Below are 16,127 nucleotides of genomic sequence, written 5' to 3'. Positions count from 1 at the left end.
GGAAGCTAAAGCTGATAAAGTTTATGTAGGCAGTTTAGAACAAAATATTAGAGATAATAGCAATAAAATTGAGAAAAATAAGGTTGCTGTGTCTGCATTAAGAAACGATATTAACAGTCATGCAAAACGACTTGATCATTTAGATAATAGAGTTAATAAACTTGATAAAGATCTTAAACGTGGTCTTGCTACTCAAGCTGCTTTAACAGGTTTATTCCAACCATATACTGTAGGTAAAGCAAACTTTACGGCTGCTGTTGGTGGTTATAAATCTCAAACTGCGGTTGCTATTGGTACAGGTTACCGTTATAACAAGCATGTTGCAACTAAAGCAGGTATCGCATTTACTCAAGGCGGTGCTGCTTATAATGTGGGTGTGAATTTTGAATGGTAATAGATAACGAAATTTATCTAATGACTTAAAATCAATACCTGTTTTTGAATGATTTCAGAAACAGGTATTTTTTATTGATTAATTCATAAAAGATCTGAATGAATATGTACAATTCGGTACTAAATTAATACGTAGCTTTCAACCCAAACACCATCATTTTATCCTTTGACAATTTTAACCAACTCACGAATATCTTTTATTTCATAAGTTGGTTGGATTTTTGTGTCATTGACAAGGTTCGCGTGATTAAACCAGCAGGTGTCAATGCCCGAATTATAGCCACCTAAAATATCTGAAGCGAGTGTATCGCCAACCATAAGGATTTTGGTTTTATCTAAATCATCCATTAGTGAGAAAGCGTAATCAAACACTTTGCGGTCAGGTTTTGCCACGCCAATTTGTTCAGAAACCACGACCATCTCGAAGAACCTTTCGGTTTGGGTATTTTGCAAACGTTTCTGTTGTAGCTCAGTAAAACCGTTGGTGATAATGCCCATTTTAACTTCAGGATAGAGTGCTTCAAGCATCTCCATCACACCATCAAGCGGTTTGCTGACCTTCGCCATCTCCGCCATCAGTTCTTGGTTAAGCTGAATTTGATTCACACCTGTTTGCTTGGATAATTTAGCAAAGCGTCGCATTTGAATATCTTCCGCAGTGATTTCATTGTTCTGGTATGCCACCCAGAGCAATTTATTGACCGCTTGAAAAGCATCGTAATCTTCACGCGTAAAATCAATGCTATAGCGCTTGAGCATTGCGGTTAAGCCTAAGTAGGAATTGAATGAAAACAGCGTTTCATCCGCATCAAAAAGAACCCAGTTATATCTCATTATTTTCCTTATTTATAGCTGTTTTTAATCTCTTCGGTAATCCAATCCACGAAGCATTTCACCTTGGTGCTTTCCGCCATTTGCGGAGGATAAACCACATAGAACGCTTTTTCATCATAAACATTGGTCATTAATGGCTCAACAACCGAGCCTTCTTCGATCTCATCTTGAGCAAGCATTCGGTTTGCGACCACCACGCCTTGCCCGTGTTTCGCCGCTTGGATGCCCATTGAAGTTGTACCAAACATCGGCCCTGTTTCAATGTCCATATCGAGCTTAAGATGATCTACCATCTGTTTCCATTTAGTCGAAGAACAAACGTGGATCAAGTTTTTACCCGCCAGATCTTCTGGTTTTTCGATCGGGTTATCTTTCAAATATTCAGGTGAAGCGAGTAACATAATGCGGGCTTTTACCAGCTCAATCGCCTCCAAGTTATTCCAGTTCCCGTTGCCGTAATAAATAGCTACATCAGTATCTTTTCCGAATAAACCTTCGTCTTGTGGCATTGTCGTTAAACGCACTTCAATATCTGGATAACGCTGGTGGAAATCATTTAAACGTGGCACAAGCCAGTGCATTCCAAATGAAGGGGTGGTGCTAATTGCTAAAATTTGGCGAGCAGTTTTGAGTTTTACTTTTTCTGTTGCACTCGCAATTTTCTCTAAAAGCGGTTGAATTTCAGCAAAATATTGCGAACCAACTTCAGTAAATTCAAGTAAACGATTTTTACGGTGAAAGAGTTTTACACCTAAAAAATCTTCCAAAATTTTGATTTGATGGCTCACTGCAGCTTGAGTAACGAAAAGATCTTCGGCTGCTTTTGTAAAGTTAAGATGGCGTGCTGCCGCTTCAAAGGCTTTTAACGCATTAAGTGGTGGGAGTTTTTTATTCATAAAATTTCCTTTTTTAGCTTGAAACTTTGCCTATAAAAGCACATAATCAAGCCTCGTTTTTGCTATTCTTAATAAAATAACATTTCTTTATTATCCTCTCTATTATTGCATTATTTTTTCTAATAGTCTAAATAAAAATTTCTAGCTTGTTTAACTATTCCGATATATCTATAATTCGTGCCGTACTTAGACGGATAGTGATAGTAATTTTACTATTTCTAATTTTAAGTATGATGTTGTGTTTGCATATTGGTCTAGGAAACTAGGCTAGAGTGAAAATCTTTGATTTTTACTCGTTTCACTTCCTGTATATTCTTTAAACCCTTTTGGTTTTATGCCCCTTACTTTGAGGGGCTTTTTTTATGGTATCAATTTAGGTTTTATCTATGCAACCCTTTATTCAACAAGCCAATACCTTTGGTGCAGCCAGAAAACCATTTTTCTTCTTAATTGATTTTGAACAAAATCAGCCCATTCTGCTCCCATTAGCAGAATGCTCCTCACATCAGATCTTTTTTCAATTTCCTGACTACAATAACACTTCATGCTTTGATTTTAACAAGCCATTTGAATTTAGCAGAATCCCATTAAAATTTTCTCGCTATCAGGTTGCCTTTGAATTGGTAAAAAATGAAATTCAAAAAGGAAATAGTTATTTATTAAATCTTGCATTTGCTACTAAAATCCAAACAAATTATTCGCTTAAAGAGATTTTTATTAAAAGCCACGCAAAATATAAATTATTCTATCAAGATAAATTTATCTGCTTTTCACCTGAAACATTCATTCGCATTAAAGAAAATAAAATTTTCTCTTATCCAATGAAGGGCACAATTAACGCAAGTGAAGAAAATGCAAAACAAAAACTATTAAATTCAAAGAAAGAATTTGAAGAGCACAATACCATTGTTGATTTAATTCGAAATGATTTAGCTATTGTTTCTCAAAATATTCGAGTAACAAAATATCGTTATGTTGAAAAGATTGAAATACATCATGGAGCAATTTATCAAACAAGCTCTGAAATTTGCGGCGAACTCACTGACAATTGGCGAGCGAATATTGGCTCAATTCTCGCAAAATTATTGCCTGCTGGATCAATTAGCGGAGCACCTAAAGAAAAAACCATCCAAATTATTCAGCAAGCTGAAGGCGAAAAACGTGGCTACTACACAGGTATTTTTGGCTATTTTGATGGCGACAACTTGGAAAGTGCAGTCGCTATTCGCTACATTGAAAAGAATGAACAAGGTGAAATGCTATTTCGCAGCGGTGGTGGCATTACTTCACAAAGTAGCCTAGAAGAAGAATATCAAGAAATTTTAGAGAAGGTATATGTCCCAATTTCCCGTGTTTGAAACCATTGCGATTCTTGATGGCATTCCGCAAAATTTAGCTTTTCATCAAGCAAGAATGGATAATGCAATAGAGAAATTATTTAAGCAAACCTCGGTATTTAATTTAGCAGAAATTATCCAAGTACCAGAAAGATATCAGAATGGATTAGTGAGATGTCGCATTGATTATAATCAACAAGATTATCATATCATTTTTTCAGTTTATCAAAAAAGAGAAATAAAAAGCTATCAAGCGGTCTATTTTGATACGTTGGAGTACATATTTAAATATAGCAACCGAAAAAATTTTGATTTAATAAAAATCGAAAAAGATGAGGCTATCATCATTCAAAATGGAAAAGTGACCGATTGCCGTGTTGGCAATTTACTCTTTTTGAAAAATAATATTTGGTATAGTCCGAAAGATTATCTGCTTAAAGGTACTCAATTAAGCTATCTATTAAGCCAAAATAAAATTAAGCTGGTAGAAATTAAGGTTGAATATCTGCACCAATATGAAAAAATAATGATGATCAACGCAATGAATCCATTTGACGAGAGCCGAGCGATATCTACTCAACATATTACTTTATAGACTAATATGCGATTCCCTTATAAAATAGTGAAGTTTTTTATTACAACGAGGTTTTTATGAAAATTATTCTTTTAGGTGCACCAGGTGCAGGCAAAGGCACACAAGCACAGTTCATTATGAACAAATTTGGCATCCCACAAATCTCAACAGGCGATATGTTCCGTGCTGCAATCAAAGAAAGCACTGAGCTTGGCAAACAAGCAAAAGCGTTAATGGACGAAGGTAAATTAGTACCAGATGAATTAACGGTTGCATTAGTGAAAGACCGCATAGCTCAACCAGACTGTGCAAACGGCTTCTTATTAGACGGCTTCCCTCGCACGATTCCACAAGCAGATGCATTAAAAGAGTCAGGCGTAAAAATCGACCTTGTGTTAGAATTTGACGTGGCTGATGAAGTGATCGTAGAACGTATGAGCGGTCGTCGCGTACACCAACCTTCTGGTCGTACTTACCACGTGGTTTACAACCCACCAAAAGTAGAAGGTAAAGACGATGTAACAGGAGAAGATTTAATCATCCGCCCAGACGACAAAGCAGAAACCGTGTTAGAGCGCTTAGCAATCTACCACAAACAAACCAAACCACTTATCGCTTACTACACAGCCGAAGCCGAAGCAGGCAATACCCGCTACGAGCGTTTAGACGGCACAAAACCAGTAGAAGAAGTAAGTGCTGAATTAGCAAACATTTTAGGCTAATTAAAAATCGTATATTAGCATAAATAAAAGCCTTGGAGTTCTTGATGACTTCAAGGCTTTTTCTTATTTAATTCGCTTCAACTGCGTTCTCAACGTTCGCTTGAATGCCTCGGCAAGCACTTCGCAACTCAATGCCTCTTCCAAATCTGCTTTAATCGCTTCATTTGGCTTTTGAGCAATGAGTTGATTTAAATGCATAATATTGAGTTTCGGATAAGGCTGTTGCAAGCGGTGAATTTTATCGCCTTTTTTGCAAATACCCGTTTGAAGCACACGAACATACCAGCCAGTTAAGCCTTTTTCTCGCACAATTTCTTGAGTTTCAGAATGCTCACTATTGAGCGACAAACGCTCACAAGGTTTACGCGGCTGAGAAACTTCTACAATAACCTCACCAATTTGATAATGATCACCCACGCAAACATTATATTCATCTAAACCAGAAACAATGAAATTTTCACCATAAATCGCTCTACCTTGCCAGTCAAAATCCTTGCCAATCAAGCTTGTAAGATGCTCAAACGTTTTATCTGACATAAAGAAAAGGGCTTTATCCACACCACCGTGATGAGCTTTTAATCCAACATCGTTGCCCTCAGCCCCCATTTCATTTACCACCATTTGCTCAACAGGTTGCTTGCGGATCGCACTTTCAAGCGTGGTACCATCAGAAAAAGTTATCTTTTCCACTAAGCCAATTTTCATTGCTAACACTTCTGCATTCATTTTTTCTCCATATTTTCACTGTTAATCATATTTTCTATAGCTGATTTTACCACCGAAGGTGGATTATCCGATGTGGTAATAATAACAATAGTTGCGAGGCATGTTCATTATAATTTTCCTATGATGTTATATTGTTCTTTTTTGTTGAATTACTTTTCAAAGTACTCCTCAAAAATTTAGAATATGACTTTTTGGGGAATTTTCCCCTTTTTTTCGATCATTTCTCACATCAATTAAAACTCATCGCAATCGTTTGCGTAAAGCGGTATAATTTGTTCAATTTTTTACATTCACTTTAAATAGGATCTCAAAATGCAAATTAGCTTAAAAAAAATCTACTCTGGCAAAGTGCGTGATTTATACGAAATTGACGATAAGCGTATGCTTATGGTGGCAACGGATCGCCTTTCTGCCTTTGATGTTATCTTAGATGAGCCGATTTCGCACAAAGGCGAAATCTTAACTCAAATTTCGAATTTCTGGTTTAGTAAATTAGCCGATATTATGCCAAACCATTTCACAGGCGATTCTGTATTTGATGTGTTACCAAAAGAAGAAGCCGAGGCAATTCAACATCGTGCAGTAGTATGCAAGCGTTTAACACCAGTGAAAATTGAGTCTATCGTACGTGGTTATTTAACGGGTTCTGGCTTAAAAGATTACAAAAAAACAGGCACAATTTGTGGTTTAGCTCTGCCAGAAGGGTTAGTGGAAGCAAGCAAACTACCTGAGCCAATTTTTACACCATCAAGTAAAGCGGAAGTGGGCGATCACGATATCAATATTAGCTATGAAGAGTGCGAGAGCCAAATCGGGAAAGCACTTGCTAAACAAGTAAAAGAAGCAGCCCTTGCACTTTACACCAAAGCGGCTGAATATGCATTAACAAAAGGCATTATTATCTGCGATACGAAATTTGAATTTGGCTTAGATGAAAATGGCGTATTAACTTTGATGGATGAAGTACTCACGCCAGATTCAAGTCGTTTCTGGGCGGTAGAAAACTACAAAGAAGGCACAAATCCACCATCATTCGATAAACAATTTGTGCGTGATTGGCTTGAAAATAGTGGATGGAATAAACAAGCTCCTGCACCTAAAATTCCACAAGAAGTGATTGAGAAAACGGTTGCGAAATATCAAGAAGCGTTGGATTTATTAACGAAATAATGACAATCGGATTATTTTAAACCGACTTAGATGAATGGAGGTTGTATTATAATCATCATCGTTTCCATCAAGGTAAAATGTGTTATGGAATAACCTCGATGGAAACATTACTTGATGGGGCTTTTAGTCGTTATCTAGCATAACCCCAAAATTATTTATTAATATTAAACGTCAAGCTTGCATAATGCTTATGTTTTTGACATTGTTCAGGCTTCTCAAACGGCGTTTCATATACTACGGCTGCTTTCCAGAAACCATCACGAAGTGGGATAATATCGACTGTACCATCTGCACCTGTGGTGTCAGAGAAAGCTTGTGCTTCCACTTTGTGGGTATGCTGGTTATCTGAATTATCAAATCCTTTGAACGTTGCTGTTAATTTCGGCAACGTTCTTGCCAAATTCAGCTGCAAGTTGTTCTTCGGTATAAGGCGTATCTTCAATTACATCATGTAACAGTGCCGCCATCACGGCTTCGTGGTCGAATTTCATTTCCGCAATAATGCCTGCAACGGCAACAGGGTGCGTAATATAGGGTTCACTGCTTGAGAAACTGGATTTGTCTTGCACGACGTGCCGCAATTAAAATTAAATCAAAACGGTTGCCGATAATTTCAGCAGCTTCTTGAACGATTACACGAGCCATTTGTTACTCCAACGATTTGTGTATTCACGATAATTCAGTATAAAGGGGTAGGTTTATACAAAAAATCGCCGATATTGACAATCTAAACCCGAGATATTCTTCGAAAAGCTGCTGCAAGCGGTTAAATATTTTGATCGTATTGCAAATAGACTACATGAGTTTGGAGATATTCTTCTAAACCGTGTTTACCATCTGCACCGCCAATGCCTGATTTACGCCAACCTGCATGGAAACCTTGCATTGCCTCAAAGTTTTCACGGTTCACGTAAGTTTCGCCAAATTTCAAGCGTGAAATCAATTTCATTGCTTTATTAATATTTTGAGTATAAATCGAAGATGTTAAACCGTATTCGCAATCATTGGCGAGCTCAATTACCTCATCAATGGTCTCGAAAGTAGCAATCGGAATGACAGGGGCAAAGATTTCTTGACGTAAAATTGCCATATCATTAGTTACATTATCAATGATTGTCGGTTCGAAATAATAGCCTTTACCTTTTACCGAATGACCACCAAGTAAGCAACGCCCTCCTGCTTTGATAGCTTCATCTACCATCGCCTGTGCATGCAATTGTCCTTGTTTGTTTACCATCGGTCCCATATCTAGGGTTTCATCTTCAAGCGGGTTTCCTAAGCGGACTTTTTTCATGAGTTCCACTAATTTTTGAGTGAAAACTTCTTTAACTTCGCGCTGAACATAAATACGCTCTGCACAGTTACAAACTTGTCCACTATTGATAATACGTGAAGCTACGATAGCTTTGGCTGCTAAATCTAAATTTGCATCTGCCAATACAATTGCAGGTGCTTTACCGCCTAATTCCAAATTCACTTTAGTGATATTGCGACTTGCCGCCTCCATCACTTTACGACCAGCAGGTTCGCTACCTGTTAAAGAGACTAAACCGACCTTTGGATTGCCTGCTAATTCTTGACCGATTTCACCACCTGCACCGTGTACTAGGTTAAATACACCCTTTGGTAAACCTGATGAATGTACAATTTCCGCAAATAATATGGCGTTAATTGGTGAATCCACGCTTGGTTTCACTACTATGGTATTGCCTGTCACTAACGCTGGTGCCATTTTGCGTGCGATTAAAAAGAAAGGGAAATTCCATGGCAGAATGCCTGTGGTGACCCCAATTGCTTTTTTATAAATGAAAATATGCTCGTTTGAGCGATCACTTTGGAGAATCTCCCCTTCGTAGCGTCTTGCCCATTCTGCCATGTAATCAATGTAATCGGCGGTAAAATTCACTTCCACTCGTGCAAGTGGTAGAGTTTTTCCCATTTCTGACGAAATTACCCTTGCGATTTCTTCTGTTCTTTCACGAATGCCATGTGCAATTTTTCTTAAATAGCCAGCACGTTCGATCGCAGGCAGTTGCTCCCACGCATTTTGAGCTTTGTCTGCAGCATCAATTGCGGCTCGGGTTTCTTCTACAGTCCCTTTGGTAACAGACGCAATCACTTCTTCAGTGGCAGGGTTAATTACGTCAAAAAATTGACCGCTTGTAGAAGTAACAAATTGACCATCAATATACATTTGATATGTTTTCATAGAGTCTCCTTTTGTTTAAATAAGGGTGGTTATCGCTATGAATGTAATAATAATGTTAAAAAGTTTAATAAACTGTGAGCTAGTTCACAAATTTCACAATTTTCCCATAAAAAAATCTCCAATAAAGCGGGCTTTATTGGAGAATAATCATATCAAGCAATCTACGAAACTATTTGGCAATATCAAACGTTAACGTCGCATAATGTTTATGTTTCTGACATTGTGCAGGTTTCTCAAATGGCGTTTCATATACCACAGATGCTTTCCAGAAACCATCACGAAGTGGGATAATATCGACCGTACCATCTGCACCTGTGGTGTCAGAGAAAGCTTGTGCTTCCACTTTGTGGGTATGCTGGTTATCTGAATTATCAAATCCTTTGAACGTTGCTGTTAATGTTGCATTTGGGAGCGGTTCGCCTTGGTAAAGCACCACGACTTTGAAACGCTCACCCACTTTAATGGTGGCAGGATTGACCATTGGTACGATTTCCAATTCATGTCCAACTACTTCTGCCACATCATTTTTTTCGACTGCCTTGCCAATATTCACAATATTTTTTCCATACATCGCTGTGCTTTCACAATAGGTTGCATTTGGCGTGTTCAGCATATCGGCTTGCTTCCAGCCTTCGGCATTTTGCGACCAGAATGTCGGTTTATATTCTGCGGCTAATACGTAACTTCCTGCTTTCACAGGTTTTGCACTTTCATAGTGGTAATTCTCGCCTTTTTGCACAAGATTTTGTTTTCCTTCGGTATTCACCAGCACCATTCCTTTATCAAAGAAATGAAGGCGCTTTTCTGCAATCGGCTCGAGCGTTGGAAATTCACCATAGCCAATGTCTGCCTTCAAAATTTCACCCGCTTTCACAGGTTCACTTTGTACCCAAACGCGGTGAGCCTGAGCCGAAAAAGAAATCACACAAACTGCGGTAGCAAGAAGTAGTTTTTTCATAGATTCTCCATTCTATCTACTATTAACGCTGACGGGCTTTAAATCTTGGATTGCTCTTACAAATAACGTAAAGCTTACCTTTACGACGCACGATTTTACAATCTGGATGGCGACTTTTCGCACTTTTTAATGAATTGAGAATTTGCATTTGATTTCCTTATTTTTTCGCCACTAAACTTGCCATACCTTTAAATTTATCGCTAAATCGACTTGCACGTCCTTCACTATTTACCTCACGGCGTTTACCCGTATAAACAGGGTGAGAAGCGGAAGAAGTATCTAGTGTATAAAGCGGATATTCTTTGCCGTCTGTCCATTTCATGGTTTTTGTTGTTGCGGCACAAGAGCGAATAACCCAGCCTTGTTGTACGGAAGCATCATAGAAAAGCACTTCACGATAGTTTGTCGGATGAATCCCTTTTTTCATTTGAGTTGTCTCCTTTTGTATTTTGATCTGTTTCAAAATGGTTAATATCCATTTTTAAATTATGGGAATGCATCATACAGCAATTTTTATTTATTTCAATAAATTTTTTATGGTTTTGTGCAACTATTTTTTAACAATCAAAATTTTGCAAAAGAAACCAAAAACTCGACCGCTTTTTGTGGTAGGCTATGCCTGAAATTTTCTAGCTACCTTGGAGAAAAATCTATGGCACAGCAACCTTTTTTAATTGCACCTTCTATTCTTTCTGCTGATCTCGCTCGCCTTGGCGATGATGTGAAGGCAGTGGTTGAAGCAGGTGCAGACATCATCCATTTTGATGTGATGGATAACCACTTTGTTCCAAACTTAACTTTCGGACCAGCTATTTGCCAAGCACTACGTGATTATGGCATTACTGCACCGATTGATGTCCATTTAATGGTAAAACCTGTTGAGCGCTTAATTCCTGATTTCGCCAAAGCAGGAGCAAATTATATTACCTTCCATCCTGAAGCAACCGACCATATCGACAGCAATTTACAGCTTATTCGTGATTTAGGTTGTAAATCTGGCTTGGTATTTAACCCCGCAACGCCACTGCATTATCTTGATTATGTGGTGGATAAAGTGGATATGATTTTGTTGATGGGCGTAAACCCTGGTTTTGGCGGGCAGAAATTTATCCCTTCAACATTGGAAAAACTGCGTGAAGTGCGTAAACGTATTGATGCAAGCGGTTTAAATATTCGCCTTGAAGTAGATGGCGGTGTGAAAGTGGATAACATTGCAGACATTGCCGAAGCAGGGGCAGATACTTTTGTGGCAGGCTCTGCGATTTTTGACCAGCCAGATTACCAAGCGGTTATTACTCAAATGCGAAAAGCCTTAGAAGGAAAATAGCAAAATAAATCGAAAAGAAATTTTATGCGTGTGTGGATAATTTCTATTCATAATGGTAGAATATGTCAATCCTCGCATACATAAAAAGTAGGCAAACTTTTTTAATTCTTGTGTGTCTTAATGGCGTCTGGTTCGACCTATCTCTTTTAGGTTGCATTAAACAAAATTTCGATTACACTACTTAACTCTCGCATTCGCGATTTTATATAGGAAACAAAAAATGAGCATTGAAGAACGCGTAAAAAAAATTATCGTTGATCAATTAGGTGCAGACGCTGCACAAGTTAAACCTGAAGCTTCATTCATCGAAGATCTAGGTGCTGACTCTTTAGACACCGTTGAATTAGTAATGGCTTTAGAAGAAGAATTCGATATCGAAATTCCTGATGAAGAAGCTGAAAAAATCACAACAGTTCAATCAGCGATTGACTACGTGACAAAAGCTAACGCATAATTCTACAAATAAGGCAGTTTTAAACCGCCTTATTTTCAATAATTTCTCCTATTAGCATAAAGGCATATATCATTGATATATGCCTTCTTTTTTACTATTTCACCCAAAACTGTCCTTTGGATAATTTATAAATTGTTAAACTGATCAACCCTAAAATCATTACATTCGCAAATACAAAGGCGAAAATCGCAACGCCTGGGAGAACATTAGCATGGTAAAACGCAACCGCACTATTTGCCATTGATGCCAAACCGAATGAAAAACCCCAAAAGCCGATATTTAAGCCTTTTTCTGCAATCCACGGTAACAAGCGAATTAAGAAAAAGAATTGCAAGAAGCCATATCCCCAAAGAATTTTTACGAAAGTATCAATTTCACCATGATTCACGGCTAAGTAAGCTGATGCTCCAACAAAAGCGGGGGCAAGGATAATCCCCATCGTTGCTCGGAAAGGCGGTTCAACAGATGAAATTCTCAAGTGTTGCAACAACACTGGCTCGAAGATAATCCACGCAATTAAACCTGCTCCAAAGAACAAATAGCCCAAGTCATGATAACCAATCAAAGCAAGTGAGCTAGCACTGGTAAAGTTTGCTGCCACCGCAGGCAAATAGAATGGTGGACGGGTAGATTTTTGTTCAAAAATACCACCTTTCCATAATTCCCCGATGCGAATAGATGAAAAAAGCAACTGCCCAATTGTGCCAATCCAGATCATTACTTCGCCTAATAACGGTTGCCAGCGATATAAAATATCTGCGACTAACATCGTAGTAATCGGAATTAACGCAAGAAACGAGAATCTCACAGGGCAATGATATTCTTCTAAAACTTCGTGTTTAAAATAGAGAAACTTATACAGGTAAAGTCCGATAAACAGAAGCCATACAAGAATAGCACTAATCCCTAAAAGATTACTGATGGTATCAGTAAATGGCGAGTGAGCGAGATGTGACCACGCAAGGGAGAGCGCAGCCAAGCCAAGCGGGATACCGAAATATCCCGTTGGCAATGGGAAGGGGGTGTTAGTATTCATATTTCCTCCTGAAAAGTTAAAAACGATTTGAGTATAGCACTTGTGTCAAGAGGAAATATATGAAATTTTTTAAATTTTTGCGAGATCAAACATCGCTAAATCAATCACATCTGGCGTACCATAAAATTTTGCCAACGCTTTACGAAGTGTCTCTGCTCGTTTTGGCAAATAACCTCGCTCTGCGTAAACTTTTACCTGATTATAAACCGCTTGTTTGAAAGCTGAATTATCGCCTGGGTTGCCTAAAAGATTATCCGCACTCGCAAAATAACGAAAACCTGCAGCCGTCGCTAAGACCCATTCTATCGCTTGCGGTTTAACTTCCACCGATTCAAACTCACGTTGGCGTTCTGCTGAGCGACCATCAGGTTCATACCAATAGCCAAAATCCTCTAATTGGCGGCGTGCTTCACCTGCCACAAGCCAATGCGAAATTTCGTGCAACGCACTGCTATAATAACCGTGTGCGAATAAAATCACATGATAAGGTCGCTCTGATTTCATACCATCTTCCTCTAAAAAAGCGGGTAAATAGATAGGGTAATCGTCCCCTTTTTCTAATCGGGTATTGTATTCCGTGGCAAAACATTCGTTGAAAATGCGAATAATATCTTCGATCTTATGGTTATCTTGGTTCATTTTGTGCCTTTTTTAATTGTAAGGTGGACTTTTAGCCCACCAATAAAGTGTAGAAATTTTTGTGGTGGGCTAAAAGCCCACCCTACGATTATTTTATCCAATCTAAAAACTTCTCAGCATCCAAAAATCCTGTGATTCGCATTTGGCTTATCTCTTGCCCTTGTTCATCAAAGAACAAAATTGTTGGTAATCCTAGGATTTGGAAGCGTTGCATAATGGCATCGTTGTCAGATGAGTTTCGAGTCATATCTACTTGTAATAACACCATTTCATCTAATTTTTGTTGCACTTTAGCATCAGAGAAAGTGTATTTTTCGAACTCTTTGCAAGCGACACACCAGTCGGCATAAAGATCAAACATCACTTTTTTACCTTTCGCTTCGGCAAGTTGAGTGTCTAATTCCGCTAATGAACTAATGCGAATAAATTTGGCATGCGATGAGGTTTCTACTGAGTGTGAACTATTACCCCATACTAAATTTGCCCACGGATAAGCGGATAACGCAAACAGTGCAAACAAACCAATGCGAATCGTATTTTTCAACACACCTGTAGTAGGAATAACGCTAATCAGCCAACCTAAGAATACCAATGCTAAAGTAGACCAAAGTAAGGGTTCAATTTGAGTTGGCAATAAGCGGGCAATTAAGAAAATCGGTAACGCTAACATTACAAAACCGAAAGCCGTTTTTACTTTTAGTAACCAATCGCCTGATTTAGGCAGAATTTTGTTACCAAAGAGAGTGATCAACACAAGTGGAATACCCATTCCAAGTGCGAGCAAATAAAGTGCTAAGCCACCCGTAAATAGATCTCCACTTTGAGCCACGTAAAGCAATGCACCTGAAAGTGGGGCAGAGGTGCAAGGTGAGGCAACTAAGCCTGCGATTATCCCCATGATAAACACGCTACCGAATGCACCACCTGATTGTTTTTGGCTGAGAGCATTCAACTTTTGTTGCCACGCATTTGGCAAGCGAATTTCAAACAAGCCAAACATGGAAGCCGCGAGCAAGGTAAATAAAATCGCCAAACCGATCAGCACAGGTGGGCTCTGCAAGGCAATTTGGAATGGCAAGCCAATTGCTGCCACAATCAAACCAAGTAAGGTGTAAGTGAGTGCCATACCTTGCACGTAAGTGAGGCTGAGTAGCAATGCTTTTAGGCTATTGGGGCGTTGTTGGTTGCCGATTACAATCGCGGAAAGCAGCGGCAACATTGGCAGCACGCAAGGAGTAAATGCCAAGCCTACCCCCAACACGAAAAACCAGAAAATCGACAAGCGATTTTGTGAAAGCTGGCTTGCAAGTTGGTCTTGTTGGCTGATGCCTGCCATATTAGAAGCGGTTGAATTTTTGCTAGAATTTGCAACAGCTGAATTTGCAATATTTTGAGCAGAATCGACCGCTTGTGCTTCCACATTTTGCAGAGGCACGCTCACCGTTTCAGGCGGATAACAGAAGCCTTTGGTGCAACCTTGATAGCGAATTTCTACCGAACCATTTTGAGCCGATTTTAGCGGAATCTGTAACGCCAATTCGTTGCGGAAAATTTCCACATCGCCGAAAAATTCATCTTGATGGCGTTCCGCTGGCGGAAATTGCCATTCGCCCAATTCGGCTTGTGTTGGGGTAATTTGCACCTCTTTTTGGTAGAGGTAGTAGCCATCTGCGATTTGCCAATTTAGTGCCAATTGGTTGCCCGTTTGCTTGGCGTCAAATTGGAACGCTTGTTGGCTTGTAAGGAAAGTTGGTTTTTTATCAAATAAGCCCGCCTGACCATTGAGTGAGAGGCAGAGACTTACGAGAAGTATCAGAATACGTAACATTTTAAATCACACTTTTAAGTAAATAGAGAGTATAGCCTACAAAACAGAGCATCAAAAGAAATCCCTCAAAGCGGGTAATTTTACCTTGTTTTTTGCGACTGAACGGGTAGCAGCAGAGAGCGAGTAACACTGTAAGTGCAGACATCACTAGCATATCGCGGCTGAAAATATCAGGCTCAACGTGCATTGGGCTAATTACTCCCGCAATGCCAACGACCACCAAGGTATTAAAGAGGTTCGAGCCGACAATATTGCCGAGTGCTAAATCAGATTCACCTTTGCGTGCTGCAATAATGGAAGATGCTAACTCAGGTAAAGAGGTACCCACCGCCACAATGGTTAAGCCAATAACTAAATCGCTCACGCCTAACTCTTTGGCAAGCGACACTGCACCAACTACCATCAGTTTTGAGCTTGCCATTAACAACAATAAGCCGACTACAAGCCAGAACACCGATTTTTTAAGTGAAACGGGCACTTGGTTTTCTTCTTCCTCAATCGCATCAGGCGATTTTCTCGCCTCCCAAATTCGCCAGCCCATATAAATGGCAAAAATGACCAATAAAATGACCGCTTCTGTTTGAGTAACTGTCGCATCAGTTAAAAAATAGGCAGAAAGTGCGGTGATTGCCAGCAATGCAGGCAGCTCTTTTTTGAGCACATCTTTTGCTACCAAAATCGGCGAGATCACAGCGGTTACCCCTAAAATCAGGGCAATATTGGAGATATTCGAGCCATAAGCATTGCCCAACGCTAATCCAGATGCCCCATCTAATGCGGAAGAAGCAGAGACGAGCATTTCAGGCGTGGATGTGCCAAAGCCTACGATCACAATGCCGATAAGTAGAGGCGAAAGCCCCAAGTAGCGTGCAGTGGCAGATGCGCCGTCCACAAATTTATCGGCACTCCAAACAAGGAGGATTAAGCCGATGACGAGATAGAGGATATTGAGTAGCATAAATATTCCTAGGTGTTGTTACTTAATTTTTTCGTTAATAGATACTGCCAAATCTCCCCTACCCCT

The 16,127-nt window shown here is 39.3% G+C and carries 19 protein-coding genes and 2 pseudogenes; 7 read left to right on the top strand and 14 right to left on the bottom strand.

Going from position 1 to position 16,127, the window contains the following annotated elements:
• The coding region (locus tag B0185_RS07515) for a YadA C-terminal domain-containing protein (RefSeq protein ID WP_211272263.1) at positions 1 to 394 on the top strand (394 nt) is incomplete at its 5' end.
• A gap of 158 nt (positions 395 to 552) precedes the next feature.
• On the opposite strand, the gene yjjG is transcribed toward B0185_RS07515, so the two are convergent.
• Together yjjG and B0185_RS07505 are read right to left on the bottom strand one after the other, a co-directional pair.
• Positions 553 to 1,227, bottom strand: coding sequence for a pyrimidine 5'-nucleotidase (yjjG, locus tag B0185_RS07510; protein ID WP_005706761.1), 675 nt, complete (start codon positions 1,225 to 1,227; stop codon positions 553 to 555).
• Between the two features lie 8 nt (positions 1,228 to 1,235).
• Complete coding sequence (locus B0185_RS07505) at positions 1,236 to 2,123, bottom strand: transcriptional regulator GcvA (RefSeq protein WP_005706765.1); 888 nt, start codon at positions 2,121 to 2,123, stop codon at positions 1,236 to 1,238.
• 386 nt (positions 2,124 to 2,509) lie between these two features.
• Between B0185_RS07505 and B0185_RS07500 the strand changes: the two genes are divergently transcribed.
• From B0185_RS07500 to adk, 3 genes are read left to right on the top strand one after another with little or no spacing between them, the layout of a single operon-like run.
• Entirely contained in the window at positions 2,510 to 3,481 is a 972-nt protein-coding gene (locus tag B0185_RS07500; protein ID WP_005706766.1) for an aminodeoxychorismate synthase component I, read from the top strand.
• The gene (locus tag B0185_RS07495) at positions 3,459 to 4,055 is read left to right on the top strand and encodes an aminotransferase class IV family protein (RefSeq protein ID WP_005706762.1); all 597 of its coding nucleotides are present in this window, start codon (positions 3,459 to 3,461) and stop codon (positions 4,053 to 4,055) included. The genes B0185_RS07500 and B0185_RS07495 overlap by 23 nt, the downstream gene beginning before the upstream one ends.
• A gap of 56 nt (positions 4,056 to 4,111) precedes the next feature.
• Positions 4,112 to 4,756 (top strand): adenylate kinase, encoded by a 645-nt coding sequence (gene adk, locus B0185_RS07490; RefSeq protein ID WP_005706764.1) that lies wholly within the window; start codon positions 4,112 to 4,114, stop codon positions 4,754 to 4,756.
• Positions 4,757 to 4,819: 63 nt separating this feature from the next.
• Here the strand turns inward: adk and B0185_RS07485 are convergent, their stop codons facing one another.
• Positions 4,820 to 5,482 (bottom strand): MOSC domain-containing protein, encoded by a 663-nt coding sequence (locus B0185_RS07485; RefSeq protein ID WP_005706760.1) that lies wholly within the window; start codon positions 5,480 to 5,482, stop codon positions 4,820 to 4,822.
• Positions 5,483 to 5,794: 312 nt separating this feature from the next.
• Here B0185_RS07485 and B0185_RS07480 point away from each other — a divergent pair, with 312 nt between their 5' ends.
• A complete protein-coding gene (locus B0185_RS07480; protein ID WP_005706763.1) occupies positions 5,795 to 6,652 on the top strand; it encodes a phosphoribosylaminoimidazolesuccinocarboxamide synthase in 858 nt (285 codons plus the stop codon).
• 151 nt (positions 6,653 to 6,803) lie between these two features.
• Here the strand turns inward: B0185_RS07480 and B0185_RS10165 are convergent, their stop codons facing one another.
• The 7 genes and pseudogenes from B0185_RS10165 to B0185_RS07450 form a co-directional block, all read right to left on the bottom strand.
• Entirely contained in the window at positions 6,804 to 7,040 is a 237-nt protein-coding gene (locus B0185_RS10165) for a hypothetical protein (protein ID WP_239091311.1), read from the bottom strand.
• Positions 7,009 to 7,200: pseudogene (locus tag B0185_RS07475) on the bottom strand (HD domain-containing protein); the annotation flags it as partial. The gene B0185_RS10165 and the pseudogene B0185_RS07475, both read right to left, overlap by 32 nt.
• Before the next feature lie 4 nt (positions 7,201 to 7,204).
• Positions 7,205 to 7,297: pseudogene (gene rpoZ / locus B0185_RS07470) on the bottom strand (DNA-directed RNA polymerase subunit omega); the annotation flags it as partial.
• 121 nt (positions 7,298 to 7,418) lie between these two features.
• Positions 7,419 to 8,861: an aldehyde dehydrogenase gene (gene aldA / locus B0185_RS07465; RefSeq protein ID WP_005706510.1), complete on the bottom strand. Its 1,443-nt coding sequence runs from the start codon at positions 8,859 to 8,861 to the stop codon at positions 7,419 to 7,421.
• Between the two features lie 169 nt (positions 8,862 to 9,030).
• The gene (locus tag B0185_RS07460; RefSeq protein ID WP_078208101.1) at positions 9,031 to 9,819 is read right to left on the bottom strand and encodes a DUF4198 domain-containing protein; all 789 of its coding nucleotides are present in this window, start codon (positions 9,817 to 9,819) and stop codon (positions 9,031 to 9,033) included.
• Positions 9,820 to 9,841: 22 nt separating this feature from the next.
• Positions 9,842 to 9,967 (bottom strand): type B 50S ribosomal protein L36, encoded by a 126-nt coding sequence (gene ykgO, locus B0185_RS07455; protein WP_005707423.1) that lies wholly within the window; start codon positions 9,965 to 9,967, stop codon positions 9,842 to 9,844.
• A gap of 9 nt (positions 9,968 to 9,976) precedes the next feature.
• Positions 9,977 to 10,246 carry a type B 50S ribosomal protein L31 gene (locus B0185_RS07450; protein WP_005707426.1) on the bottom strand — a complete coding sequence of 90 codons (270 nt, stop codon included), beginning with the start codon at positions 10,244 to 10,246 and terminating at the stop codon, positions 9,977 to 9,979.
• A 225-nt stretch (positions 10,247 to 10,471) separates the two neighbouring features.
• Between B0185_RS07450 and rpe the strand changes: the two genes are divergently transcribed.
• On the top strand, positions 10,472 to 11,146 hold the full coding sequence (gene rpe, locus B0185_RS07445) for a ribulose-phosphate 3-epimerase (RefSeq protein ID WP_005707422.1): 675 nt from the start codon (positions 10,472 to 10,474) through the stop codon (positions 11,144 to 11,146).
• 220 nt (positions 11,147 to 11,366) lie between these two features.
• The gene (gene acpP, locus B0185_RS07440) at positions 11,367 to 11,600 is read left to right on the top strand and encodes an acyl carrier protein (RefSeq protein ID WP_005707420.1); all 234 of its coding nucleotides are present in this window, start codon (positions 11,367 to 11,369) and stop codon (positions 11,598 to 11,600) included.
• Between the two features lie 94 nt (positions 11,601 to 11,694).
• Here the strand turns inward: acpP and tehA are convergent, their stop codons facing one another.
• From tehA to B0185_RS07420, 4 genes are all read right to left on the bottom strand, one after another.
• Positions 11,695 to 12,636, bottom strand: coding sequence for a dicarboxylate transporter/tellurite-resistance protein TehA (gene tehA / locus B0185_RS07435; RefSeq protein WP_005707428.1), 942 nt, complete (start codon positions 12,634 to 12,636; stop codon positions 11,695 to 11,697).
• Positions 12,637 to 12,705: 69 nt separating this feature from the next.
• Positions 12,706 to 13,275, bottom strand: coding sequence for an elongation factor P hydroxylase (locus tag B0185_RS07430; RefSeq protein WP_005707427.1), 570 nt, complete (start codon positions 13,273 to 13,275; stop codon positions 12,706 to 12,708).
• A gap of 88 nt (positions 13,276 to 13,363) precedes the next feature.
• Positions 13,364 to 15,103, bottom strand: a complete 1,740-nt coding sequence (locus tag B0185_RS07425) for a protein-disulfide reductase DsbD (protein WP_005707419.1) — start codon at positions 15,101 to 15,103, stop codon at positions 13,364 to 13,366.
• Position 15,104: 1 nt separating this feature from the next.
• Entirely contained in the window at positions 15,105 to 16,061 is a 957-nt protein-coding gene (locus B0185_RS07420) for a calcium/sodium antiporter (RefSeq protein ID WP_005707421.1), read from the bottom strand.
• Between the last annotated feature and the right edge of the window lie 66 nt (positions 16,062 to 16,127).

This window comes from Haemophilus parahaemolyticus (assembly GCF_002015035.1).
Classification (GTDB): domain Bacteria; phylum Pseudomonadota; class Gammaproteobacteria; order Enterobacterales; family Pasteurellaceae; genus Haemophilus_A; species Haemophilus_A parahaemolyticus.
The sequence above is the reverse complement of the archived record's forward strand: the minus strand, read 5'-3'. Positions and strand labels throughout refer to the sequence as shown.